This window comes from Streptomyces sp. NPDC050315 (assembly GCF_040655775.1).
GTDB lineage: Bacteria > Actinomycetota > Actinomycetes > Streptomycetales > Streptomycetaceae > Streptomyces.
In genome coordinates this window covers 1013919-1037106 of record NZ_JBFAKN010000001.1, presented here as the reverse complement: position 1 = coordinate 1037106, position 23188 = coordinate 1013919, and the positions used below count along the sequence as shown (strand labels likewise).

Genomic DNA, 23188 nt, shown 5'->3' with positions numbered 1-23188 from the left:
TGCGTACCCTTCGCATTGATCGCGGCGAAAAGGTTGCTGTGCAGGGGTTCTTCGCCGGGCTGCAGCGGCATGGTCCGTTCACCGACCCATGACGCCAGGGGCAGGACGCAGTGCGCCAGCTTTCGAGTCTCCCTTGTAGGCCTGCGCGAGAGCGATGCGCGCCTGCTCCGCGCCGTTGGGGGTGAAGCGGTAGTACCGCCCGCCGATCCCTCACCCCTGCGTACCCTCTCTCCGGGCTGATTCGCTGTGGCGTCTTGCCAAGGGTTCCCCCTCAACGACAACTCACGGGGGCCCCGTTACGCCTACAACTGCGGACCGCTTGCCCGGCACGCCGTCCGGCATGACGTCGTGTGGATTCGGCGAGTGCTGGTGGAGAAGGAGGTTCACCGCTGGCTGCTGACAGTCCGCGCCGAGATCGACGGCATCGCCGCAGGCCGGATCGTTATCCCACAGCCGCGCAAAGTCCCCGACACTCAGAAGCAGCGGAAGCACCTTGAGGCGAAGATCGCCAGAGTCGCGGGCGCGCTCGACCGGGCCGCGGAGGGCTTCGCCCTGGGAGACATTCCGCGCGATACGTACCTGCGTACACGGGACAAATTCAAGAAGCAGCACGCCGAGCTCCAAGAAGAGCTCGACGCGCTGCCGAGCGAGAAAGCGCCGAACCTGAGCCCGGTGCCCTATCGCGAGACCATCCAAGGGCTGATCGAGGAATGGGACACGATCAGCGTCACGTCGAAGCGCGTCACCCTCGCCTCGATCATCCGACGCGTGGAGATCGCCCCGAACAAGAAGGTGTTCGTCGTGCCGGTATGGGCGCCGGCAGGGCAGCCGGACGCCTCCAAGGAGGCTTAGCCCGCTGTACTTGTTACAGGGTAGTGGTCCGAAAGGTTGGTGTACGTGTAGTCCTTGCCGCCGCTGGTGACCGTCCAGGGCGGGCACTCCTCCTTGACGACCTGGTTCTGCCAGTCGGCGGGGCGGGCGTGGCCGGTGCGGTGCAGGACGTAGTCCAGGTCCTCGCGGGGGTCCGTGGGGTAGCGGTCCCGGGCGATGGAGTTGTCCTGGGTGTCGAAGGAGTACGGGTGTCCGGTGCGGGCGTCGGCGGCGGTGAGGCCGGCGGCGCTCAGCATCGCCCCGTACTCCGTGCTCCGTGAGTCGACGTTGAAGTCGCCCGCCACCATGACCTGCTCGCCCGCCGGGATGTTCTTGGCGTCGAGGAAGGCGTCCATCTCCTTGAACTGCTTCGCGCGGGTCGCGGCGGCCTCGCCCGCTGCGCAGCCGGGGTCGGTGGACTGCGTGTGGGTGCCGACGACGTGCACCTTCGTGCCGTTCACGTCCAGTACGGCGTAGACGAAGCCCTTGTTGGAGTAGTAGTCCGAGCCGCAGGCCTCCTTGTAGACGTACTGCTCCTTGCGGAGCACCGGCCACTTGCTGAGGACGGTGACGCCGCCGTCCTCCGGGGTGAGCGCGGAGTACGCGCCTCCGGTGGCGTCCCAGCCGTCCTTGCCGCGGCCCATGACCGGGGTCTGGTACGGATACTCCGCGGCGGCGTTCGCCTTCAGGGCGTCGGAGGAGGAGTTGTCGAACGCCTCCTGGAGGACGACGACATCCTGGCCGCGGAAGAAGTTCGCAGCCGGGATCTCCTTCGCCCGGTGGTCCTGGCCCCAGTTGGGGTAGAGCGTCTTGCTGAACAGAAAGGCGTTGTATGTGAGGACCTTCAGGGCGGGGGTGCCCGCCTCGGAGGCCGGTGCGGCCGACGCGCTGGTGGCCGTGAGGAGCGGCGACGCGGCGACGGCTGTCGCGGTGGCGAGGACGGCGGCGCGCAGGCGTCGCCGAGTGGAGTGCGGCACTGAATCTCCCTGTGGGGGTGTGGGGTTGATCCGGCGCCGCACATCCAATCAGGTGCGGTTACCTTCTGGTAACCGCGGGTCGGCGGAAGGATTTATTCCGGGCGGTGGCCGTCCTGCGTGTGGACGTCGTCGTGCGCATGGATGTCGCCGTGTGCGTGGACGTTGTTCGTCGCGGCGATCTTCTTCCAGGACTTCGGCTGCGCCGCCGGGGACTTGGCGGCCGCGATCGTGGCGCCCTGTGCCGCCGGGGCCGACGGCTTGGCGGGCTCGTACAGCCAGGTGTCGAAGAAGGCGGCGAGCGGCTTGCCGGACTTCTCCTCCGCGAACTTCACGAAGTCGGCGACCGAGGCGTTGCCGTACTTGTTCTCCGTCGGCCAGGACTTGAGGATCGCGAAGAAGGTCTTGTCGCCGAGCTTGTTGCGCAGCGCCTGGAGGGCCAGCGCGCCCCGGTCGTAGACCGCGATGTCGAACTGGTTCTCCGGGCCCGGGTCGCCCGGCTTCACCGTCCAGAAGGCGTCGTCGGCCGGATGCCGGTCGTATACGTAGTCGGCGAGCTCCTGCGCGGTGCCCTCGCCCTCCTTCTCCGACCACAGCCACTGGCTGTAACGCGCGAAGCCCTCGTTGACCCAGATGTCCTTCCAGTCCTTCAGGGACACGCTGTCGCCGTACCACTGGTGGGCCAGCTCGTGCACGACGACGGAGACGTTGGTGCCCGCGTCGAACGCCTTCTTGCCGTAGAAGGGGCGGGTCTGGGTCTCCAGCGCGTAACCGGCCGGGACGTTCGGCACGTACCCGCCGAGCGCGTTGAACGGGTACGGGCCGAAGACGCCCTCCAGCCACTCCGCGACCTCGGTGGTGCGCTCGATGCTGGCCTTCGCCGCGCCCTCGTTGCTGCCCAGGTCCTTGCTGACCGCGTTGATGACCGGCAGGCCGTTGGCGGTGGTGTCCTTGGTGATGTCGAACTTGCCGACCGCGAGCGTGGTCAGGTACGTCGCCTGCGGCTTGTCCGAGCGCCAGTTGTAGCGCGTCCAGCCGAGCTTGGAGGACTGCGAGAGCAGCACGCCGTTGCTGAGCGCCTGGGTGCCGTCCGGCACGGCCACCGAGATGTCGTACGTCGCCTTGTCGGTGGGGTGGTCGTTGCTCGGGTACCACCACACCGCCGCGTCCGGCTCCTGCGCGACCACGCCGCCGTCGGGAGTGCGCGCCCACGCCGTGAACCCGTCGATCTTCAGCTCGGACGGCTTGCCCGCGTACCGGACGACGACGCTGATGTCCTTGCCCTTGGGCAGCGGCGCGGCCGGCGTCACCTCCAGCTCGTGCTTGCCGGACGCCTTGAAGGCCGCCTTCTTGCCGTTGACGCGGACCTCGCTGACCTTCAGGCCGAAGTCGAGGTTGAAGCGGGAGAGGTCCTGCGTGGTCTTCGCGAGGAGAGTCGCGGTGCCTTCCAGCAGATCCGTCTTCGGCTGGTACTTCAGGCGCAGGTCGTAGTGGGAGACATCGTACCCGCCGTTGCCGCTCTCGGGGTAGTAGGAGTCGCCCACGCCTGGCGCGCCGGGGGAGTAGTCGGCAGCCGATGCCGGGATCGCCAGCAGCAGGCTGAGTGCGGCGGCGCCCGGCACGAGGAGTCTGTGACGCACGAGTCCTCCAACTCGTCGGAGAGGCCGGTCGGTTCCGGCCTTCGTGGGGGGTGGTGCGACCCTGGTCGGGGTCGCTCCCGACCTTATGTACTCGCACGTCCCACGTCAGGTGCATGGCCATATCTGACACATGACCGACACCGGGCCGTCATGGTCACTTCCGTCCCTGACAGCCCCTTACGTCATCGCCTGACCTCGCGCTACGGTCCCGCGGGTGACCATACGCACGCGGCTGGGCCGCATACCGTGGCAAGCGTTCGTCGTGGCGGCCACCGCCGCCTTACTGGCCGTCCTGCTCCCGCCCGGCGGCGCCGCGCAGGCCGCACCCGGCGCCCCCGGGGAGAGCAGAGCCGTGTACTCCTACGACCGCGCCATCCGCGAGTCGGTATGGGTGGACACGAAGATCGACGGCGACTCGGACGGCCGGACCGACCGGGTCGCCGTCGACATCGTCCGGCCCCGCGAACCGGCGCAGCAGGGCCGCCGCATACCCGTGATCATGGACGCGAGTCCGTACTACTCCTGCTGCGGCCGCGGCAACGAGAGCCAGAAGAAGACCTACGACGCCGACGGCCGCCCCGTGCAGTTCCCGCTCTTCTACGACAACTACTTCGTGCCGCGCGGCTATGCGACGGTCCTGGTCGACCTCGCCGGCACGAGCCGTTCCGACGGGTGTGTCGACGTCGGCGGGCGCTCCGACGTCCTCTCCGCCAAGGCCGTTGTCGACTGGCTCGGTGGCCGGGCCCGCGCCTATGACTCCCGAACGGGCGGTCGCGCCGTCACCGCCGACTGGTCCAACGGCCGCACCGGCATGATCGGCAAGAGTTACGACGGCACCGTGGCCAACGGCGTGGCCGCGACAGGCGTGCCGAACCTCAAGACCATCGTGCCCATCGGCGCCATCTCCTCCTGGTACGACTACTACTTCTCCCAGGGCGCGCCGCTCTACGACTCCGGCCCCGAGTGGCTGTCGGACTACGTCGAGAGCCCCGCGGCCCGCACCCGCTGCGCCGCCGTACAGAAGGAGCTCGTCGACGGCGCCCCCAGGAGCGGCGACTGGACCGGCCTGTGGGACGCGCGCGACTACGTGCAGGACGCGCACAAGGTGAAGGCCAGCGTCTTCGTTGTGCACGGCATGCAGGACCTCAATGTCCGCACCAAGCACTTCGGGCAGTGGTGGGACGTGCTGGCGGAGAACGGGGTGGAGCGCAAGATCTGGCTCTCGCAGACCGGGCACGTCGATCCGTTCGACTTCCGGCGGGAGGCGTGGGTTTCCGCGCTGCATCGATGGTTCGATCACTACCTGATGGGTTACGAGAACGGCGTCGACCGCGCCCCGATGGCCGACATCGAGCGGGCCCCGGGGGAGTGGACGACGGACCGCGTCTGGCCCGCGCCCGGCACTGCAGCCCGTACGACCCTGCGGCCCGGTAAGGGCGAACAGCCCGGCGTCGGAGTGCTCGGGACGAAGCCCGCGCCGCCCGGCGCCACCGAGACCTTCACCGACGACCCGAAGCTGAGCGAGACCGACTGGGCCGCGCACGCCGACCAACCGACCGCCGCGAAGGCCGCGTTCAGCACCGCGCCGCTGGCCGCACCGCTGCGCCTCTCCGGCTCCGGCAAGGTCACCGTGACCGCCACCCCGTCCACCGCCACCGCGCACCTCTCGGCCGTACTGGTCGACCTCGGCCCGGCCACGATCCGCGACTACGCGGGGCAGGGCGAAGGCATCACCACGCTGGACCGGCGCTCCTGCTGGGGCGCGAGCCGGGACGGCGACAGCGCCTGCTTCAAGGAGACCGCGCCCGACACCGAGAAGGTGCGGCAGACCGTCTTCAGCCGCGGCTGGGCCGACCTCGGTACGTACGCCGACCCGCACAAGGGCCGCCCGCTGACGCCCGGGAAGCCGTACACGATCACCCTGGACCTGGCCGCGACCGACCATGTCGTACCCGCCGGGCACCGGCTCGCGCTGATCGTGGGCGGCACGGACGCCGGGCTCATCGACCCGCCGTCCACCCGGCCGACGCTCACCCTCGACCTGTCCCGCACCAAGGCCGAACTGCCCCTTACGGGCGCCGCGCGCGCCCTCTCCGGTACGCCGAAGGCCCCGCCCACCGGGGCGGGCCCGCTCGCCGGACTGGACGCGCCGCGCCCCGGCCGGCCCGTACCGGACGCCCGCTGACCACCGGGCCGGGGCCGCGGCGTACGCACGCGGCCCCGGCCCGGAGCACCCTGTCCGCTCCACCGAGGGAGGCACCACTTCGTGAGGTACTTCGTGAGGTACAGATTCCGCGCCACGCTCCTCGGCGCCGTCGCCACCGCGCTCACCACGACCTTCCTGGCCGCGCCGGCGCCCGCCACGGCCGCGGCGCACGACGGGCCGCGTACCGGCTTCGAGACCAGTAACGGCGCCCGCTGGACCACCCAGCCCGAGGAGCAGGAGCTCCTCGCCCGCATCGACCGGGACAGCGCCCGCACACGCGTCGACCGCATCGGCTCGACGAAGCAGGGCCGCCCGCTCCAGCTCGTCCGCATCGGCGCCACGCAGCCGCCCACCGCCGACCAGGTACGCCGCGGCAACTCCGTCCTGCTGATCTGCTCCCAGCACGGCAACGAGCCCTCCGGACGCGAGGCGTGCCTGTCCACGGTCCGGGACCTCGCCTACGCCACCGACGCGGCCACCCGCGGCTTCCTGGAGCACACCAGCGTCCTCGTCCTCCCGACCGCCAACCCCGACGGCCGGGCCGCGAACACCCGCGGCAACTCCGACGGCGTGGACATCAACCGCGACCACCTCGCCCTGAAGACCGCCGAGGCCCGCACGATGGCTGCGCTGTTCCGCGACTACCGCCCGGACACCGTCTACGACCTGCACGAGTACGGAGCCACCCCGCCGTACTACGACAAGGACCTGCTGTCCCTGTGGCCGCGCAGCCTCAACACCCACGACGGGGTGCACGACGAGGCCAGTACGCTCTCCGAGCGGTACGTACGCCCCACCGTGGAGGACAGCGGCTTCAGTACCGGCATCTACGGCATCTGGACCGACCCGGAGACCGGCGAGCCCATCAAGCAGGTGGCGGGCGACGGACAGGAGCGCATCCTGCGCAACGCGGCAGGCGTGAAGAACTCCGTCGGGCTGCTCGTCGAGACCCGTACGACGCCGCTCACGCAGGCCGAGAAGGACGACCCGGCCGTGAACAACCGGCGCCGGGTGGACTCCCAGCTCGCCGGGCTGAAGGGCACGTTCGCCTTCCTCGATGAGCGCCGTGGCCGGATCGAGGCGGCCACCACAGCGGCGCGGCTGGCAGGATACGCGGACCGCGGACCCGTCTACTTCGGCGGCGCCGACAACGATCCGGCAACGGACGAGGAGATCCTGCAGGACCCGCCGTGCGCTTACCGGCTGAACAAGGAAAGCTATGCGCAGGTCGGAGACGAGCTCGCACTGCACGGTATACGGGCCGAGCGCGACGGTGACGGTGCCGTCGTGCGGCTGCGCCAGTCCCAGCGGGCGCTCGTGCCGCTGCTGCTCGATGAACGATCGGCATATCACCTTACGGCCGCGAAGCCGTCGACCGCGTGTTAAACCGTGGTAGGGGGTAATGGCTAGGGGAAATCCAGCCCATCGAAAGGTCACCACGTGACGGACAGAGAGAACGAACCGGGGGGCGGGAACGGGGCAATGACCCCGATCGACCTGCCCCCGGAGTCGCAAGGTGCCCGCCCCGCCCGGACCGACCGAGTGGTCTTCGGCGTGACGGCACTGCTCACCCTGGCCTTCATTGTCTGGGGAGCGACCTCCACCGAGTCACTCGAGAGCGCATCGGGCACGATGCTCGACTGGCTCATCAGGAACGGCGGATGGGCCTTCGTACTGGCCGCATCCGGTTTTGTGATCTTCGCGATCTGGCTGGCGATCAGCAAATACGGGCGCATCACACTGGGAAGGGAGGGCGAGCAGCCGGAGTTCCGTACGGTCTCCTGGATCGCGATGATGTTCAGCGCCGGCATGGGCATCGGCCTGATGTTCTACGGCGTGAGCGAGCCGCTGGGGCACTTCAGCACCCATCCGCCGGGCACCCACCCCCGGGACGCCGCGCAGGCCATGGATACGGCGATGGCCACCACGCTGTTCCACTGGACGCTGCACCCGTGGGCGATCTACGCGGTGGTGGGACTCGGCATCGCGTACAGCACCTTCCGGCGGGGCCGTCGGCAGACGATAAGTGCCGTTTTCACCCCGCTCATCGGGTCCCGGCGGGCCAACGGAACGGGCGGCCGGATCATCGACATCCTCGCGATCTTCGCGACGCTCTTCGGGTCGGCCGCCTCGCTGGGCCTGGGGGCACTGCAGATCGGCAGCGGCATCAAGGTCCTCGGCTGGATGGACAGCGTCAGCACGACCCTGCTGGTCGGCATCATCACCGTGCTGACGATCGCGTTCATCCTGTCCGCGGTCTCCGGCATCGCCAAGGGCATTCAGTGGCTGTCCAACATCAACATGGTGCTGGCGCTGATCCTGGCCGTCTTCGTGTTCGTCGCGGGGCCGACCATCCTCATCCTGAACATGGTGCCCACCGGAGTCGCCACGTTCTTCGACGAACTGCCGCAGATGGCCGGCCGTACGGGCGCCAGCAGCGGTGAGGGTGTCGACGGCTGGCTGCGCAGCTGGACGGTCTTCTACTGGGCGTGGTGGATCTCCTGGACGCCCTTCGTGGGCATGTTCATCGCGCGCATCAGCCGGGGCCGCACGATCCGTCAGTTCGTCGGCGGCGTCATCCTGGTGCCCAGCGTCGTGAGCCTCATCTGGTTCGCGATCTTCGGGCAGTCCGCGATGTTCCTGAAGGAGCGCAAGCAGCTGTCGGACACCTCCTCCGTGGAGGGGCAGCTCTTCGATGTGCTGCACCAGTACCCGGTCGCCACCCTCATGAGCGTCATTGTCATGATCCTGGTCGGCATCTTCTTCGTGTCCGGTGCGGACGCCGCGTCCATCGTGATGGGCACGCTGTCCCAGAAGGGCACCATGGAGCCGACCAAGCCCGTCGTCATCTTCTGGGGCACGGTCACCGGCGCGGTCGCCGCGATCATGCTGCTCATCGGCGGCGGCAGCGGCGACGCCCTCACAGGTCTGCAGAACCTCACGATCCTGGTCGCGGCGCCGTTCACACTCGTCATGATCGCCATGTGTTGGTCGTTGCTGAAGGACCTGCGGAGCGACCCGCTCATCGTGCGCGGCCAGATCGGCGAGGAGGTCATCGAGGCCGCGGTCGTGGCCGGACACGAGAAGTACGAGGGCGACTTCGAGATCCGGATCGGGCCGTCCAACGGCGGCTCGGGGGAGACGGCGACGGTCGTCAGCGACAAGGACGGTCCGGCTCCGGCGGGTACCGGGAAGGACTGACCGGAAGGGACTGACCGGGAACGACTGTAGGCGCGTCAAGGGAGCGGAGGGCCGTCGCGGCCCTCCGCTCCGGCGCGTCCGGACGCGCTCGGGCCGCCGCGGCCGGGCGTTTTCACACCGCCGCGGCCGGGCGTTTTCACACTGCCGCGTCCAGCAGCCGGACCACCTCGTCCGCGCAGCCCCACGCCACGGTGACGCCCGCGCCGCCGTGCCCGTAGTTGTGCACGCACAGCCCGCCGCCGGGCAGTCGCTCGGCCTCCAGCCGCACCGCGGGCCGGGCCGGGCGCAGCCCCACCCGGTGCGCGAGGATCCGCGCGTCGGCCAGCGCGGGGTGGATGCGGGCACAGCGCGCCACGATCGCCTCGGCGACCGCCGGATCGGGCTCGGTGGACCACGCGCCCTCCACGGCGGTGCCGCCCAGCACGACGCCGTACGGCTGCGGCAGTACGTACGTCGTGGTGTCCGCGTGGCCGTCGGCGGCGACGAACCACTCCTCGATGCCGGGATTCTCGACGATGACCAGCTGTCCCTGTACGGGGCGTACGTCCGGGTCGGGCACCAGTTCCCGGGCGCCCAGCCCCGAGCAGTTCACCACCGCGCCGGCCTCCCGCGCGAGGGCGTCCAGGGAGCCGGCGGGGCGCCGCTCCACGGTGCCGCCGGCCGCGGCCAGCCGCCGCTCCAGATAGGCGAGGTGGGCCGGCATGTCCACCAACGGGGTGCGGGCCCGCAGGCCCTGGGGTATCCCGGCGGGCAGCTCTTCGGGGCGCGCGGCGCGCAGCCCCGGTAGCGCCGCCCGCCACCGCTCCGGTGCCGACGCCTCCGCCATCGTGCCGGTCACCATCCGTACGCCCGCGCCCTCGGTCTCCGCGAGGCCCGCCAGCGCTTCGTAGCCGCGCACCGACCACTCGACCGCCGCCTCCTCCGGCTGGATGCGGTACGGCCAGCACAGCCCGCCCGCCACCGAGGACGTCGTCCCCGCGGCCTCGTCACGGCTGAGCACCCGGACCGTACGGCCGGTCTCGGCGAGCTGGAAGGCGCAGGTCAGTCCGGTGACACCGGCCCCGATCACGATCACATCGTTCGTCATGAGGGGACCGTATCCGGAGCCTCGCCGCACTTTTGTGATCTTGGGTTAACCCTCCGGCAGCGACTCGGACAAACCGGGACCTTAGGCTGGTACCAGCACACCGTCGGCCGACGACGCCCCACGGACCGTCCTGTACTCGTACGCAGCGAAGACCTCTTACGCACCGTCCCGCATCCGTACGCAGCCGACTCAAGGAGGCCCATGCCCCGCGCCGTACCCGTCTGGCTCGCCCACCCCTTCCGCTGGCAGCGGCTCCCTGTGCCGTGGCCGGCGGTGGTCAGAGGGGCGCTGTGCGCCGGACCGCTGCTGGGCGCGGGCGTCGCCACCGGGCACCCGGCGGCCGGCGTCCTCGCGGGCCTGGGCGCGATGCTCGCGGGCGTCAACGACCGGCCCGGCACCCGGCGCAGGGGCGTCGTGCACATCGGGCTGCCCGCGCTGGCCGTCGCCCTGGGCATGTTCGCCGGCGCCTCCCTCGCGGACGTCGGCTGGTGGCTGGTGCTCGCCCTCTTCGGCATCGGGTTCGTCTCCGGCGCCGGCAGCGTCGCCGGGCCCGTACGCTCCGCCGCCGGCATGCAGATGCTGGCCGCCGCGATCCTCGGCGCCGGCATGCCGCTGCCGCACTTGGAGCCGTGGACCAAGGGCCTGCTGACGCTGGCCGGCGCCGGCTGGCTGCTCCTGCTGCGGCTGGTGCTGCGCTCGCCGCGGCCCCCGGGCGGGTCGCTCAGCGGCGAGCGCGGGGCCGTCGCCACCGTCTTCGACGCGCTCGCCGACGCGCTGGCGGCCGTCGGCACGCCGGGCGCCGAACCGGCCAGGCGCCGGCTGACCACGGCACTGGACCGGGCCGACGAGGCCATGCGGCTGCGCCGGCTGCTGCGCCGCAGGCCCCGTACCGACGAGCGCCGCCTCATCGAACGCTTCGCCGCCGCCACCGCGCTCTGCGAAGCCAGCGTCGCCCTGCTCTGGGAGGCCCGCCCGCTGCCGGCCCGGGTGGCACAGGGCCCGCGCGCCCTCGCCAGGTCACTGCGCACCGGTCGGGCCCCCGGCCGGCTCCCGGCACCCGAGACCTCCACGCCTGCGCGCAGCGCCTTCGACCGGGCACTGCTGGACGCGGCGGTCGTCTTCGCCCGCACCCAGCCACCGGCCGCCGGCACGGCGGCGGGGGCCACGGACGAACGGCTCCTACGGGGGCTGCGTTCCGCCGCTCCCGTGGATGCACCGGAGCACCGGGTACCGGAGGAGGACAGTGGCGCCTGGGCCCCCTTCGGGTCGCGCGCCGCCTTCGAGACCGGGCGCTGGGCCTCCTTCGTGCGCGGCGTCGCGGGCGTGTTCGCCTGGCGGCGCGGGCCCGGCCGCCGCGTCTTCGGGCCCGCCGGGCGCGACTACGGACTGCGGGTCGGCGTTTGCATCGCGGCCTGCACCGCCATGGCGCTGCTGCTGCGTGCGGAGCACTGGTACTGGCTGCCCGCCACCGCCACGTTCCTCGTCAAGCCCGACCTCGGCCCGCTGTTCTCCCGTACGGTCAACCGCTTCGCCGGTACTGCCTGCGGCGTGCTGGTCTTCGCCGTGGCCGGACTGGCGCTGCCCGACGCGTGGTGGCCCGTGGTGATGGCCACGGCGGGCGGCGCGCTGCTGCCCTTCGCGACCCGGCACTTCGCCCTGCAGACCGTCGCCATCACCCTCATGGTGCTGTCGTTCGTGCACGTCAGCGGCGCACCGGAGGCCGCGCCCGAGCGGATCCTCGACACCTCGATCGCCTGCCTCATCGTGCTGGTCGTCGGCCACCTGCCGCGGCTGGCGGACCCGCGGCGCCGGGTCGGCCCACGGGTCGGCGCCGCGCTGCACTGCACGGAGGCGTACTTGCGGCAGGTCCTGGCGACCGAGCCGGGGACGGACACGGGGGAGCGGCTGGCGCTGCGCCGGGCGGCCTACCAGGCGCTGGGCGAGGCCCGTACCGCCGCCGAGACGGCGGCCGCCGAGCTGCTCGCGCACCGCCGCGGCGACCCCGACTGGCCGACCGTCGTCAAGGCCGCCGAGCGCATCGTGGACGCGACCACGGCGGCGGCCGTCCGCCTGGACCAGGGCGCGCAGCGCCCCAGCGAGGAGGACGCGCGCCGACTGTGCGCCGTCCTCACGGACATGGCGACCGCCCTGAACTCCCCCCGCCCCCACCGCCCCCGCCCGCTCCCACCCCCCGCCCTGGACTCGGCCCCGAACTGCGCCACCCTCAGCGACGTCGCGACCGAACTGGAGCGAATGCGGGGGTACGCGGGGGCGGTGTGAGCCGCACGGCGGCGCAGCGCCTGGAGGTGCCTCAGTGGGTGCGGTGCGCGCCGCCGTTCACGTGCAGCACCTGGCCCGTGATGTGCCGCGCCGCCGGGGAGGCGAGGAACGCCACCGTGCCGGCGATGTCCGCGGGCGAGCCGGCCCGGCCGACGGCGGTCTCGGTCACCAGCTCCGTACGCCTCTCGTCCGTGAGCCGGTCCCGGAAGAACTCGGTGTCGGCGATGTAGCCGGGCGCGACCACGTTGGAGGTGATCCCGCGCTTCCCCAGGGCACCGGCCAGGTCGATGTTCCACACCGACAGCCCGGCCTTGGCCGCGCCGTACGAGCCGCCTCCCCGGGCGCCGGCGATCGACCCGATGTGCACCACCGCACCGCCCACGGAGAGCCGCCCCTCCAGGGCCTTCGTCGTCAGCGCGGCGCTGACCAGGTTCGCGTCGAGGTTGGCGCGGAAATCCCGGGCGTACGCGGCCAGGTCCGACGCCGCGTCGGTGTCGAAGTCGGTGTTCCCGCCCGCGTTGTTGACCAGTACGTCGATGCTGTCGGGCAGTTCGGTGAGCAGCCGGGTGACCGCTTCGGGATCGGTGTGGTCGCAGACCACGGCCCGGGCGCCGATCCCGTCCGCCGCTTCCTTGAGCGGGCCGATGCGGCGGCCGGTGACGACGACGGCCTCTCCCTGCTCGGCGAAGTGCTGGGCGATCGCGCGGCCGATACCCGTGCTGCCGCCGGTGACCAGGACGTTGCGTGGCATAAGCTGAGTTCCTCGCATTCATTCAGGTCTAAATTTAGAGCTAAACGTAGCACTCGGAAGGGGCACCGTGGCAAGAGAAACGAGGGCGGAGGCCGGGGACCGCCGACCGGAGGGCGGGGTGCCCTCCGACCCGGTGCGCGACATCGCCGCCGCGTGGGAGCGCGAGCGACCGGGTACGCCCGTCTCCTCCATCGGGATCGTCACGAGCATCTGGCAGCTCGCCAAGCTCTTCGGCGACGACCGGCGCCGGGTCCTCGCCCGAGCCGGTGTGGACACCGCCACCCTGGACCTGCTCAGCGTGCTGCGGCGCAGCGGCGCGCCCTACACGCTCAGCACCCGCGAGATCGGCCGCCGCAGCATGATCACGGCCGGCGCCGTCTCGCAGCGCGTGGCACGTGCCGAACGGGAGGGCCTGGTGGCGCGCCACCCCGCGCAGGGGCGTCCGCGTACCGTCGAGGTCACGCTGACCGAGACCGGACACGAGGTCGTCGAGGCGACCGTGGATCAGGTGCTCCACCGGGAGGCCGAACTGCTCGACGGTCTCGATCCGGCCCGGCAGGACCAGCTGACCGACCTGCTCCGCACCCTCCTCCAGGATGTGCAGCAGCGGCTCGGAGACGACCGCCTGACACACGTCGGCGACGACTGAGGCCGGTCCCCGCACAGCGGCGGGCGGCCGGGACGTCCTTACGCCCCGGCCGCCCGCCGCTCCGTCTACGGGCTCAGCGCCCGCCCTTGTAGGGGCCGTCAGCGCCGCCCCGTAAGGCCGTCAGCGCCCGCCCTTGTCCTTGCCGAGCAGGCCCGCGCGGCGCAGTGCGTCGGCCATCGCGCCGTTCGCGGGGGCCGCGTCCCGGCTGCCGCCGCGGCCGCCGCGGTCGTTGCCGCCATTGCCGCCGCGCCGGCCCTGGCCGCCGCCACCGCCCTGGCTGCCGCCCTGCCGCTGCCGCGGGGCGCCCCCGCCACGCCGCTCACCGCGTTCGCCGCGCTCTTCGCGACGACCGCCGCGGCCGCCGCCCTGACCGCCCTGACCGGCCGCCGCCGTGTGGTCGTCGTCCAGCCGCAGCGTCAGCGAGATGCGCTTGCGCGGGATGTCGACGTCGAGCACCTTCACGCGCACGATGTCGCCCGGCTTCACCACGTCACGCGGGTCCTTCACGAACGTCTTCGACATCGCCGAGACGTGGACGAGACCGTCCTGGTGGACGCCGATGTCGACAAAGGCACCAAAAGCGGCGACGTTCGTGACGACGCCCTCCAGGAGCATTCCGGCCTGCAGGTCGCCGATCTTCTCGACGCCCTCCTTGAAGGTGGCCGTCTTGAACTCGGGCCGCGGGTCGCGCCCCGGCTTCTCCAGCTCGCCCAGGATGTCCGTCACCGTCGGCAGACCGAAGGAGTCGTCCACGAAGTCGGCCGGCTTCAGGGTGCGCAGCACAGCGGTGTTGCCGATCAGCGAGGGCACGTCGCTGCCCGCTGCAGTGACGATCCGCCGCACCACCGGGTACGACTCCGGGTGCACGCTGGAGGCGTCCAGCGGGTCGTCGCCGCCCCGGATGCGCAGGAAGCCCGCGCACTGCTCGTACGCCTTCGGGCCCAGCCGCGCCACGTCCTTGAGCGCCTTGCGGGTACGGAACGGGCCGTTGGCGTCGCGGTGCGCCACGATGTTGTCGGCCAGGCCCGAGCCGATGCCGGAGACGCGGGAGAGGAGCGGCGCGGAGGCGGTATTGACGTCCACGCCGACGCCGTTCACGCAGTCCTCGACCACCGCGTCCAGGGAGCGCGAGAGCTTCACCTCGGAGAGGTCGTGCTGGTACTGACCGACCCCGATCGACTTCGGGTCGATCTTGACCAGTTCCGCCAGCGGGTCCTGAAGGCGGCGCGCGATGGAGACCGCGCCACGGAGGGACACGTCCAGCTCCGGCAGCTCCTGGGAGGCGAACGCGGAGGCGGAGTACACCGAGGCGCCGGCCTCCGAAACCATCACCTTCGTGAGCTTCAGCTCCGGCTGCGCGGCGATCAGGTCGGCGGCCAGCTTGTCCGTCTCGCGCGACGCCGTACCGTTGCCGATCGCGATGAGCTCCACATTGTGCTCACGGGCGAGCTTCGCCAACGTGGCCAGCGCGGCGTCCCACTTCTGCTGCGGCACGTGCGGGTAGATCGTGTCCGTCGCGGCCACCTTGCCGGTCGCGTCCACGACGGCGACCTTCACGCCCGTACGGAAGCCGGGGTCCAGGCCCATCGTGGCGCGGGTGCCGGCCGGCGCGGCCAGCAGCAGGTCGCGGAGGTTCGACGCGAAGACCCGTACGGCCTCGTCCTCGGCGGCCTGGCGCAGCCGCAGCCGCAGGTCGATGCCGAGGTGGACCAGGACGCGGGTGCGCCAGGCCCAGCGCACGGTGTCCAGCAGCCAGCCGTCGGCCGCGCGGCCGCGGTCGGCGATCCCGAACCGCTGGGCGATGGACACCTCGTACGACGTCCGGCCCTCGACCGGCTCGGTCTCCGGCTCCAGCGCGAGGTCGAGGATCTCCTCCTTCTCGCCGCGGAACATCGCCAGTACGCGGTGCGAGGGCAGCTCCGTGAACGGCTCGGCGAAGTCGAAGTAGTCGGCGAACTTCGCGCCCGCCTCCTCCTTGCCCTCGCGCACCTTCGAGGCCACCTGCCCGCGGGTCCACATCCGCTCGCGCAGCTCTCCGATGAGGTCCGCGTCCTCGCTGAACCGCTCGGTGAGGATGGCCCGCGCGCCTTCGAGGGCCGCGGCCGGGTCGGCCACGCCCTTGTCCGCGTCCACGAACGCGGCAGCGGCCGCCTGCGGCTCCACCGACGGATCGCTCAGGAGGCCGTCCGCGAGGGGCTCCAGACCCGCCTCACGGGCGATCTGGGCCTTCGTCCGCCGCTTGGGCTTGAACGGCAGGTAGATGTCCTCCAGGCGGGCCTTGGACTCCGCGCCCCGGATCTGCGCCTCAAGGGCCGCGTCCAGCTTCCCCTGGGACCGTACGGACTCCAGGACCGCCGTCCGCCGCTCCTCCAGCTCCCGCAGGTACCGCAGCCGCTCCTCCAACGCGCGCAGCTGCGCGTCGTCGAGCATCTCCGTGGCTTCCTTGCGGTACCGGGCGATGAACGGCACGGTCGAGCCGCCGTCGAGCAGTTCGACCGCGGCCTTCACCTGCCGCTCCTTGACGCCGAGCTCTCCGGCGATCCTGCTCTCGATGGACCCGAGGGCCCCGTCGGCCCCGGGGGCCCGGGTGGGTCCGGTGGACTCGGTGGTTGCCGTCACGATGCTCCCGACCTGCCTTCTCGCGCTGTGCTTGAGCCTGCATTGTGCAGGGTCGCGGTACGGCCTGTCGCGTGACCCGGGCAGGAGGGCACAGGTGTGACAAGAGGCACGGCCTTCGGGGGCGGGCGGCCCGCCCCCGAAGGCGGCGGCTCAGCCCTGGCCGAACAGGTCGGCGGGAAAAGCCCCGTTGCCCACCGCGGTGGTGGTGAACTCGGTGGCCAGCTCGGTCAGCCGGGCGACACCTTCGGCGCCGAGGTGCTCGTACGGGGCCGCGTCGAGCCGGTCGGTGGCCTCCTCCAGGTCGGCGCGGAGCTTCGTACCGGCCTCGGTCAGGCCGAAGTCGGCGTCCAGGATGCCGCGGTCGCGCAGCGCCTCACGCGCGTCCTGCCACTCCTCGGCGGACCAGCCGCGGGTCGCCAGGATCCACTTGGTGCTCATGCCGCGGCCGCTGGCGGTGTGCGAGGCCAGCGCCTCCAGGGGGCCCAGGCCCGCGTCGGCGAGCGCGATGAGGTGGCCGTCGCCGCGGTGTTCGCGCAGCAGGGTCGCGGCGTGCCAGTACGCCAGGTGCGGCGCGTCCGGTACGGGCAGGTCGGCGTGGGCGGCGTACAGCGGACGGGCGTGCCGGGAACACGCCTCGGCGGCGCACAGCGCGAGCCGGGCCGCCTCGGCCATCCTGTCGGACTCCACGAGCTCGTCGCCGAGCAGTCTGCGCAGCGTGCTGTCGGCCGCGCGCAGCCGCGCGTCGAGCACCTGCTGCGGGGTGACGGCCGCCCAGGCGTCCGGGATGTGCCGGGCGATCAGCTCGTACTTGAAGTTGTAGAACGTCGCGGCGATGACACCGGGGCCCACCGGGCCCATGGCGGCGGCCCGGCCCAGGAAGTAGGCGGCGCTGCGGTCCTCGATACCGAGCTTCGCCAGCTCCTGGGGGAAGTCGGGCGCGAAGTACACCGTGGAGTGCAGCGGGTTGATGACGTTGTGGCAGTGCCGTCCGGCGCGGTCCGGCAGCGCGGAGTGGTCCTGCGGGGAAGCCGTTGTAGTCATGGCGGCACGTTACCGACCCGTCGGTATGTCGGGTAGGCCGGGGGCAGGACCCGGCGCATGGCAGGAAAGGTGGGAAAGTCGTCATTGCCGCCATCCGGCTGCGCGCCCAGGATGGCCTCATGCCACCGCACGACGTACGAGACGTACTGGTCGTCCTCTTCGACGACGTCCAGAGCCTGGACGTCACCGGCCCGCTGGAGGTCTTCGCGGGCGCCGACCTCTGCGTGCCCGGCGCCTACCGGATCCGTACCGCCACGCTCGACGGCGGACCGGCCCGCACCTCCAGCGGCCTGCGGCTCACCCCGGACCTCGCGCTGGCCGACGCCGCGCCCCCGGACACCCTCCTCGTGCCCGGCGGGCCGGGCACCCACGACCCCGACCCACGGCTCGTCGACCGGCTGCGTACGGAGGCGCCGCGGGCCCGCCGCATGGTCTCGGTGTGCTCGGGCGCGTTCCTGCTGGCCGCCGCCGGGCTGCTGGACGGTCACCGCGCCACCACCCACTGGGCCCTGAGCGACGAGCTGGCCGACCGCTTTCCCGGCGTCGAGGTCGACCCCGAACCGATCTTCATCCGGGACGGCGACCTGGCGACCTCCGCCGGCGTCACATCGGGCATCGACCTCGCGCTGGCCCTCGTGGAGGAGGACCTCGGCCGGGACGTCGCGCTGACCGTCGCCCGCCATCTCGTCGTCTTCCTGCGCAGGCCCGGCAATCAGACGCAGTTCAGCGCCCAGCTCGCCGCGCAGACCGCGGAGCGCCCCCCGCTGCGCGAGGTGCAGCACTGGATCACCGAGCACCCGGCCGCCGACCTCTCGGTGGACGCGCTGGCTGCCCGCTGCGGCCTCTCACCTCGCCATTTCGCCCGCGCTTTCCGCGACGAAGTCGGTATGACGCCAGGTCGCTATGTCGACAGAGTCCGGCTGGAGGCCGCGCGCCGGCTCCTGGAGGACACCACCGACGGCGTCGAACGCGTCTCCAGGCGCTGCGGTTACGGCACTCCCGAAGCCATGCGCCGTGCCTTCATGCGCGCACTCGGCACCGGCCCGGCGGAGTACCGGCGCCGCTTCCGGCCGCACCAGCAGACCGCGTGACCCAACAGACCGCGCGCCCCACACCTTGCGAAACGCCTTCTGAACCGCCTTCCGAAGCACCCTCCGAAGGGACAGCCATGCAGATCGCCATCCTTCTCTACGACCGCTTCACCGCACTCGACGCCATCGGGCCCTTCGAGACGCTGCGGGGGCTCCCGGGCGCCGAGACCGTGTTCGTGGCCCGGCGGACCGGACCCGTGCGCAACGACAGCGGGCAGCTGGCGATGGTCGCGGAAGCGACGCCGGACGAGGTGACGCGCCCCGACATCCTGGTCGTGCCCGGCGGACCCGACCTGTCCGCGGTGCTGACGGACGACGCGCTGCTCGACTGGCTGCGGACCGTCGACGCCGCCACCACCTGGACCACGTCCGTCTGTACGGGGTCGCTGCTGCTGGCCGCCGCCGGACTGCTCAAGGGGCGGCGCGCCACCTCTCACTGGCTCGCGCTCGACCGGCTGAAGGAGTACGGCGCCGAACCCACCGGCGAGCGGGTCGTCTTCGACGGCAAGTACGTGACGGCGGCCGGGGTGTCGTCCGGCATCGACATGGGCCTGAGCCTGCTCGGCCGGCTGGGCGGCGACGAGCTGGCCCAGACGGTCCAGCTGGCCATCGAGTACGACCCGCAGCCCCCGTACGACAGCGGCTCGCCGGAGAAGGCCCCGGCCGCGATCGTCGAAGCGCTGCGCGTCGGCTGAGCCACGTGGGCTTACCGGGCGCTCACACCGTCCATTCGAAGCGCGGCGCCCGGCGCTCCAGGAAGGCGGTGACGCCCTCCGCGGTGTCACCGCTGCCGCGCGCCTGCTCCTCCCAGTACGCGATGCGCGCGTCGTCGGCGGGGCCGTCGGCGAACTCCTTCGCCGCCGCCTGGGTCAGCTGCGACCGGCTCGCCAGTACGGCGGAGAAGTCCGCGACCCGCTTGTCCAGCTCGCCCTCCGGCAGTACCTCGTCCACGAGCCCGGTGCGCAGCGCCCGCTCGCAGCCGATCAACTCACCCGAAAACAGGAGGTACTTGGCGGTCGCCGGGCCGACCAGCCGCACCAGCCGCTGGGTGGACGCGGCCGGGTAGACGATGCCCAGCTTCGCCGGCGTGATGCCGAACAGCGCGCCCTCCTCGGCGAACCGCAGGTCGCAGGCGGCCGCCAGCTGGCTGCCGCCGCCCACGCAGTAACCGCGGATCGCGGCCAGCGACGGCTTGGGGAAGGCGGCGAGCGCTTCCTCGGCGGTCTGTGCGAGGCCCCGGTTCTCGTCCCCCGATTCCCGCAGCGACCCGATGTCCGCGCCCGCGCAGAAGGTGTTGCCCGCGCCGGTCAGTACGAGTACGCGTACGGAACGGTCATCGGCCAGCCGGCCCACCAGCTCGGGCACCGCCCGCCACATGTCGGCCGTCATGGCGTTCCGCTTGGCGGGGTTGCTGATCGTGACGATCGCCGTGCCGTCGCTGACGCGCGTACTGAGCCCTGGGGTCATGGTGGGGATCGTAGAGCGGCAGGACCGGCCGCGTCCCGGCCGCAGGAGCGTGATCACCACCACGCCCGGCCCTGTATCGCCGCCCCAATATCCGCGCGCCCCCTGCCCGTCCCGCCGCTACGATCGGCGGTCTGATGTCTGCCACCCTCGTTGCCAAGAATCTCGCCGCCGGGCACGGCGACCGGACGCTCTTCTCCGGGCTCGACCTCGTCGTCGCGCCCGGTGAGGTGATCGGGCTGGTCGGTGCCAACGGAGCGGGCAAGTCCACGCTGCTGCGGCTCTTCGCGGGGCTGGACTCCCCGCAGGAGGGAGACCTGCGGCTGAGCCCCGCCACCGCGACCGTCGGCCACCTCCCACAGGAGCCCGAGCGGCGACCGGGGGAGTCCGTCCGTGACTTCCTCGCCCGCCGTACCGGTGTGACCGCGGCCCAGCAAGCCCTGGACGAGGCCACCCAGGCGCTGGTCGAGGAGAAGCCGGGCGCGGACGACGCGTACGCGGCCGCCCTGGAGCGCTGGCTCGCGCTCGGCGCCGCCGACCTGGACGAGCGGGCCGAGGAGACCGCGGCCCAGCTGGGCCTGGCGGTCGGCCTGGACCAGCAGATGACCGCGCTCTCCGGCGGCCAGGCGGCCCGCGCCTCGCTCGCCTCCCTCCTCCTCTCCCGGTACGACGTCTTCCTCCTCGACGAGCCGACCAATGACCTGGACCTGGACGGCCTGGAGCGGCTGGAACGGTTCGTCACCGGCCTGCGCGCCGGGACCGTGCTGGTCAGCCACGACCGCGAGTTCCTGACCAGGACCGTGGACCGGGTGGTCGAACTGGACCTGGCGCAGCAGCAGGTGAACACCTACGGGGGCGGGTACGCCGCGTATCTGGAGGAGCGCGAGCGGGCGCGGCGGCACGCGCGCGAGGAGTACGAGGAGTACGCCGAGACCAAGGCGTCCCTGGAGGCGCGCGCCCATCTCCAGCGGAACTGGATGGAGAAGGGCGTCAAGAACGCCCGCCGGAAGGCCACGGACAACGACAAGATCGCCCGAAAGGGGCGGGTGGAGGCGACCGAGAAGCAGGCAGCCAAGGCCAAGCAGACGCAGCGCATGATCGAGCGCCTGGACGCCGTCGAGGAGCCGCGCAAGGAGTGGGAGCTGCGGATGGAGATCGCCGCGGCGCCGCGCTCCGGAGCGGTGGTCGCCACGCTGCGCGGCGCGTGCCTCAAGCGCGGCGACTTCCGCTTCGGCCCGGTGGACCTCCAGATCGACTGGGCGGACCGGGTCGCGATCACCGGCCCGAACGGCTCCGGCAAGTCCACCCTCCTCGGTGCGCTGCTGGGCCGCCTCCCGCTGGACGAGGGGCAGGCGTACCTGGGGCCCGGCGTGGTCGTCGGGGAGATCGAGCAGGCCCGCGGGCAGCTCTTCCAGCGTCCGGAGGCGGCCGGCGAACCGCTCCTGGACGCCTTCCGCCGCTCCGTCCCCGACATGGCGCCGGCGGACGTGCGGACGCTGCTGGCGAAGTTCGGGCTCAAGGCCGGTCACGTGCTGCGCCCGGTGGCCACGCTGTCGCCGGGGGAGCGGACCCGGGCGGCGCTCGCCCTCCTGCAGGGCCGCGGGGTGAACCTCCTCGTACTGGACGAGCCGACCAACCACCTCGACCTCCCGGCGATCGAGCAGCTGGAGTCGGCGCTCGCGTCGTACAACGGCACGCTGCTGCTGGTCAGCCACGACCGCCGGCTGCTGGAGGCGGTGCATACCACCCGGCGGATCGAGGTGGCGGACGGGCGGGTCGCCGAGCGCTGAGCGCGCAGCCCGGCGCACGGCCCGTCGAGTGCGCTGACCGGAAGCCGCCGTACGGCGTCCGGTAATGGATTTGGCCCTGTGGCACGGAACCCGTAAGGTTGTGTTCACCGACGCGGGGTGGAGCAGCTCGGTAGCTCGCTGGGCTCATAACCCAGAGGTCGCAGGTTCAAATCCTGTCCCCGCTACTGACGCAACAGTGCGTGTCAGAGGCCCCTTCCTCCGGGAAGGGGCCTCTGCTGTATGCGCCGGGGGCGAAGCGGGAGAAAAGGCATCTCTTCCCGGCAGTTCTTGAACAAGAACAAAAGGGGCAGAGTCGATCCCCGGCGTGATCGCCACGCAGAAAAGCGGTCGGAAGCTGTCGATAAGTGCTGACTTTTTGTCAGCAGGCCAGTCCGGACGATGGGATTCCCAACACTCGAAGGGTGAGGATGCCTTCCGGACCCCCAGCCGAACCCCCTGAGGAGCTGACGGCCCCGCTCGCGTACGAAGGTGTCTGGAGGTTCACCGCTCCGGCACTGGAGTCCTCGGTGCCACAGGCGCGGCACGCGGTACGGGATCTGCTCCGCGACCGGCGCGTGCCGGCGGGGCCCGACATCGTGGACGGCCTGCTGCTGATCACGTCCGAGCTGGTCACCAACGCGGTGCAGCACGCAGCCCTGCTCTCCCCGCAGATCGCCGTCGAGCTGGCGGTCGGCGCGGACTGGGTGCGGGTCGCCGTCGAGGACAACCACCCCTACCGCCCCAAGGCACTGGAGGCCGACGAGGAGGACCTCGGCGGCCGCGGCCTCTGGCTGATCAAGATGATCACGACGGAGGCGGGCGGGAAGTGCGGCGTGGAGCACACGGTGAGCGGCGGCAAGGTCGTCTGGGCCGAACTGCCGCTCGCCCGTGTGCCGGCGCCTACCAGCCCGCCGTCGTCCCTGTGAGCTCCCGGATCGCCGGGCGCGCCGCGTCCAGCACGGTCATGAACCACACCGAGAACGGCGCCTCGGCGTGCCGCCGGGCCAGCTCGTCCGGCGTCACGAAGGCGTACTCCCCGACCTCCTCGGGGTCCGGCTGCGGAGTGTCCCGGACCAGGCCCACGAAGAGGTGGTTGTACTCCTGCTCGACCAGCCCGGACTCCGGGTCCGGGTGGTTGTAGCGCACGGTGCCGGCCTCGCCGAGCAGCGACGGGGCGAGGCCCAGCTCCTCTGCGGTGCGCCGGGCAGCGGCCGCGAACGGCTTCTCGCCCGGATACGGGTGGCCGCAGGCGGTGTTGGACCACACGCCGGGGGAGTGGTACTTCCCCAGTGCCCGGCGCTGCAGCAGCAGCCGGCCCTGCTCGTCGAAGAGGAAAACGGAGAAGGCCCGGTGCAGCTGCCCGGGTGCCTGATGGGCGGCGAGCTTCTCCGCCGTGCCGATCGTTCTACCGTCCTCGTCCACCAACTCCAGCATGATCGGCTCGTCGGCCGTGTCCGTCGCCGTCATCGCGGCGGTCCCGGTGGTCTGTCCGTTGGCAGGTGTGATCGGCATGCCCATCCTTTGT

Annotated in this window: 18 protein-coding genes and 1 tRNA gene; 11 read left to right on the top strand and 8 right to left on the bottom strand. The window is 71.8% G+C overall.

The genetic code is table 11. The features are described 5' to 3' along the window. The first annotated feature begins 363 nt into the window (after positions 1-363). Positions 364-852, top strand: a complete 489-nt coding sequence (locus tag AB0I82_RS04560; RefSeq protein WP_363255575.1) for a hypothetical protein — start codon at positions 364-366, stop codon at positions 850-852. Here AB0I82_RS04560 and sph read toward each other — a convergent pair. Then, complete coding sequence (gene sph / locus AB0I82_RS04555; RefSeq protein ID WP_363255574.1) at positions 849-1847, bottom strand: sphingomyelin phosphodiesterase; 999 nt, start codon at positions 1845-1847, stop codon at positions 849-851. The genes AB0I82_RS04560 and sph overlap by 4 nt on opposite strands. A gap of 92 nt (positions 1848-1939) precedes the next feature. Then, the gene (locus AB0I82_RS04550) at positions 1940-3484 is read right to left on the bottom strand and encodes a M1 family metallopeptidase (protein WP_363255573.1); all 1545 of its coding nucleotides are present in this window, start codon (positions 3482-3484) and stop codon (positions 1940-1942) included. Between the two features lie 220 nt (positions 3485-3704). Here AB0I82_RS04550 and AB0I82_RS04545 point away from each other — a divergent pair, with 220 nt between their 5' ends. The 3 genes from AB0I82_RS04545 (at position 3705) to AB0I82_RS04535 (ending at position 8891) form a co-directional block, all read left to right on the top strand. Then, the gene (locus AB0I82_RS04545) at positions 3705-5669 is read left to right on the top strand and encodes a Xaa-Pro dipeptidyl-peptidase (RefSeq protein ID WP_363256073.1); all 1965 of its coding nucleotides are present in this window, start codon (positions 3705-3707) and stop codon (positions 5667-5669) included. 93 nt (positions 5670-5762) lie between these two features. Beyond that, positions 5763-7076, top strand: coding sequence for a M14 family metallocarboxypeptidase (locus AB0I82_RS04540; RefSeq protein WP_363255571.1), 1314 nt, complete (start codon positions 5763-5765; stop codon positions 7074-7076). 96 nt (positions 7077-7172) lie between these two features. After that, entirely contained in the window at positions 7173-8891 is a 1719-nt protein-coding gene (locus AB0I82_RS04535) for a BCCT family transporter (protein WP_363255570.1), read from the top strand. Positions 8892-9027: 136 nt separating this feature from the next. Here AB0I82_RS04535 and AB0I82_RS04530 read toward each other — a convergent pair whose 3' ends face one another. Continuing rightward, a complete protein-coding gene (locus tag AB0I82_RS04530; RefSeq protein WP_363255569.1) occupies positions 9028-9978 on the bottom strand; it encodes an FAD-dependent oxidoreductase in 951 nt (316 codons plus the stop codon). Between the two features lie 201 nt (positions 9979-10179). Between AB0I82_RS04530 and AB0I82_RS04525 the strand changes: the two genes are divergently transcribed. After that, the gene (locus AB0I82_RS04525) at positions 10180-12258 is read left to right on the top strand and encodes an FUSC family protein (RefSeq protein ID WP_363255568.1); all 2079 of its coding nucleotides are present in this window, start codon (positions 10180-10182) and stop codon (positions 12256-12258) included. A gap of 31 nt (positions 12259-12289) precedes the next feature. On the opposite strand, the gene AB0I82_RS04520 is transcribed toward AB0I82_RS04525, so the two are convergent. Further along, complete coding sequence (locus tag AB0I82_RS04520) at positions 12290-13009, bottom strand: SDR family oxidoreductase (RefSeq protein WP_363255567.1); 720 nt, start codon at positions 13007-13009, stop codon at positions 12290-12292. A 118-nt stretch (positions 13010-13127) separates the two neighbouring features. Between AB0I82_RS04520 and AB0I82_RS04515 the strand changes: the two genes are divergently transcribed. Then, positions 13128-13658 (top strand): MarR family transcriptional regulator, encoded by a 531-nt coding sequence (locus AB0I82_RS04515; protein ID WP_363256072.1) that lies wholly within the window; start codon positions 13128-13130, stop codon positions 13656-13658. Positions 13659-13778: 120 nt separating this feature from the next. On the opposite strand, the gene AB0I82_RS04510 is transcribed toward AB0I82_RS04515, so the two are convergent. Together AB0I82_RS04510 and AB0I82_RS04505 are read right to left on the bottom strand one after the other, a co-directional pair. Continuing rightward, positions 13779-16211, bottom strand: a complete 2433-nt coding sequence (locus AB0I82_RS04510) for a Tex family protein (RefSeq protein WP_363256071.1) — start codon at positions 16209-16211, stop codon at positions 13779-13781. 216 nt (positions 16212-16427) lie between these two features. Beyond that, positions 16428-17318 carry a hypothetical protein gene (locus AB0I82_RS04505; RefSeq protein ID WP_363255566.1) on the bottom strand — a complete coding sequence of 297 codons (891 nt, stop codon included), beginning with the start codon at positions 17316-17318 and terminating at the stop codon, positions 16428-16430. Between the two features lie 119 nt (positions 17319-17437). Here AB0I82_RS04505 and AB0I82_RS04500 point away from each other — a divergent pair, with 119 nt between their 5' ends. Next, entirely contained in the window at positions 17438-18409 is a 972-nt protein-coding gene (locus tag AB0I82_RS04500; protein WP_363255565.1) for a GlxA family transcriptional regulator, read from the top strand. A 77-nt stretch (positions 18410-18486) separates the two neighbouring features. Continuing rightward, entirely contained in the window at positions 18487-19104 is a 618-nt protein-coding gene (locus AB0I82_RS04495) for a DJ-1/PfpI family protein (protein WP_363255564.1), read from the top strand. Positions 19105-19126: 22 nt separating this feature from the next. On the opposite strand, the gene AB0I82_RS04490 is transcribed toward AB0I82_RS04495, so the two are convergent. Continuing rightward, positions 19127-19876 (bottom strand): enoyl-CoA hydratase/isomerase family protein, encoded by a 750-nt coding sequence (locus AB0I82_RS04490; protein ID WP_363255563.1) that lies wholly within the window; start codon positions 19874-19876, stop codon positions 19127-19129. A 134-nt stretch (positions 19877-20010) separates the two neighbouring features. Between AB0I82_RS04490 and AB0I82_RS04485 the strand changes: the two genes are divergently transcribed. The 3 genes from AB0I82_RS04485 (at position 20011) to AB0I82_RS04475 (ending at position 22589) form a co-directional block, all read left to right on the top strand. Next, entirely contained in the window at positions 20011-21663 is a 1653-nt protein-coding gene (locus AB0I82_RS04485; RefSeq protein ID WP_363255562.1) for an ABC-F family ATP-binding cassette domain-containing protein, read from the top strand. 111 nt (positions 21664-21774) lie between these two features. After that, a tRNA-Met gene (locus tag AB0I82_RS04480) sits at positions 21775-21848 on the top strand. 243 nt (positions 21849-22091) lie between these two features. Beyond that, the gene (locus AB0I82_RS04475) at positions 22092-22589 is read left to right on the top strand and encodes an ATP-binding protein (RefSeq protein ID WP_363255561.1); all 498 of its coding nucleotides are present in this window, start codon (positions 22092-22094) and stop codon (positions 22587-22589) included. Here AB0I82_RS04475 and idi read toward each other — a convergent pair. Then, positions 22564-23175: an isopentenyl-diphosphate Delta-isomerase gene (gene idi / locus AB0I82_RS04470; protein WP_363255560.1), complete on the bottom strand. Its 612-nt coding sequence runs from the start codon at positions 23173-23175 to the stop codon at positions 22564-22566. The genes AB0I82_RS04475 and idi overlap by 26 nt on opposite strands. Between the last annotated feature and the right edge of the window lie 13 nt (positions 23176-23188).

Coding starts and splice junctions, on each gene's coding strand:
- AB0I82_RS04505 (WP_363255566.1), bottom strand. CDS start 17,318: ATGACTACAACGGCTTCCCCGCAGGACCACTCCGCGCTGCCGGACCGC.
- idi (WP_363255560.1), bottom strand. CDS start 23,175: ATGCCGATCACACCTGCCAACGGACAGACCACCGGGACCGCCGCGATG.
- AB0I82_RS04485 (WP_363255562.1), top strand. CDS start 20,011: ATGTCTGCCACCCTCGTTGCCAAGAATCTCGCCGCCGGGCACGGCGAC.
- AB0I82_RS04530 (WP_363255569.1), bottom strand. CDS start 9,978: ATGACGAACGATGTGATCGTGATCGGGGCCGGTGTCACCGGACTGACC.
- AB0I82_RS04490 (WP_363255563.1), bottom strand. CDS start 19,876: ATGACCCCAGGGCTCAGTACGCGCGTCAGCGACGGCACGGCGATCGTC.
- AB0I82_RS04520 (WP_363255567.1), bottom strand. CDS start 13,009: ATGCCACGCAACGTCCTGGTCACCGGCGGCAGCACGGGTATCGGCCGC.
- AB0I82_RS04525 (WP_363255568.1), top strand. CDS start 10,180: ATGCCCCGCGCCGTACCCGTCTGGCTCGCCCACCCCTTCCGCTGGCAG.
- AB0I82_RS04500 (WP_363255565.1), top strand. CDS start 17,438: ATGCCACCGCACGACGTACGAGACGTACTGGTCGTCCTCTTCGACGAC.
- AB0I82_RS04495 (WP_363255564.1), top strand. CDS start 18,487: ATGCAGATCGCCATCCTTCTCTACGACCGCTTCACCGCACTCGACGCC.
- AB0I82_RS04535 (WP_363255570.1), top strand. CDS start 7,173: ATGACCCCGATCGACCTGCCCCCGGAGTCGCAAGGTGCCCGCCCCGCC.
- AB0I82_RS04475 (WP_363255561.1), top strand. CDS start 22,092: ATGCCTTCCGGACCCCCAGCCGAACCCCCTGAGGAGCTGACGGCCCCG.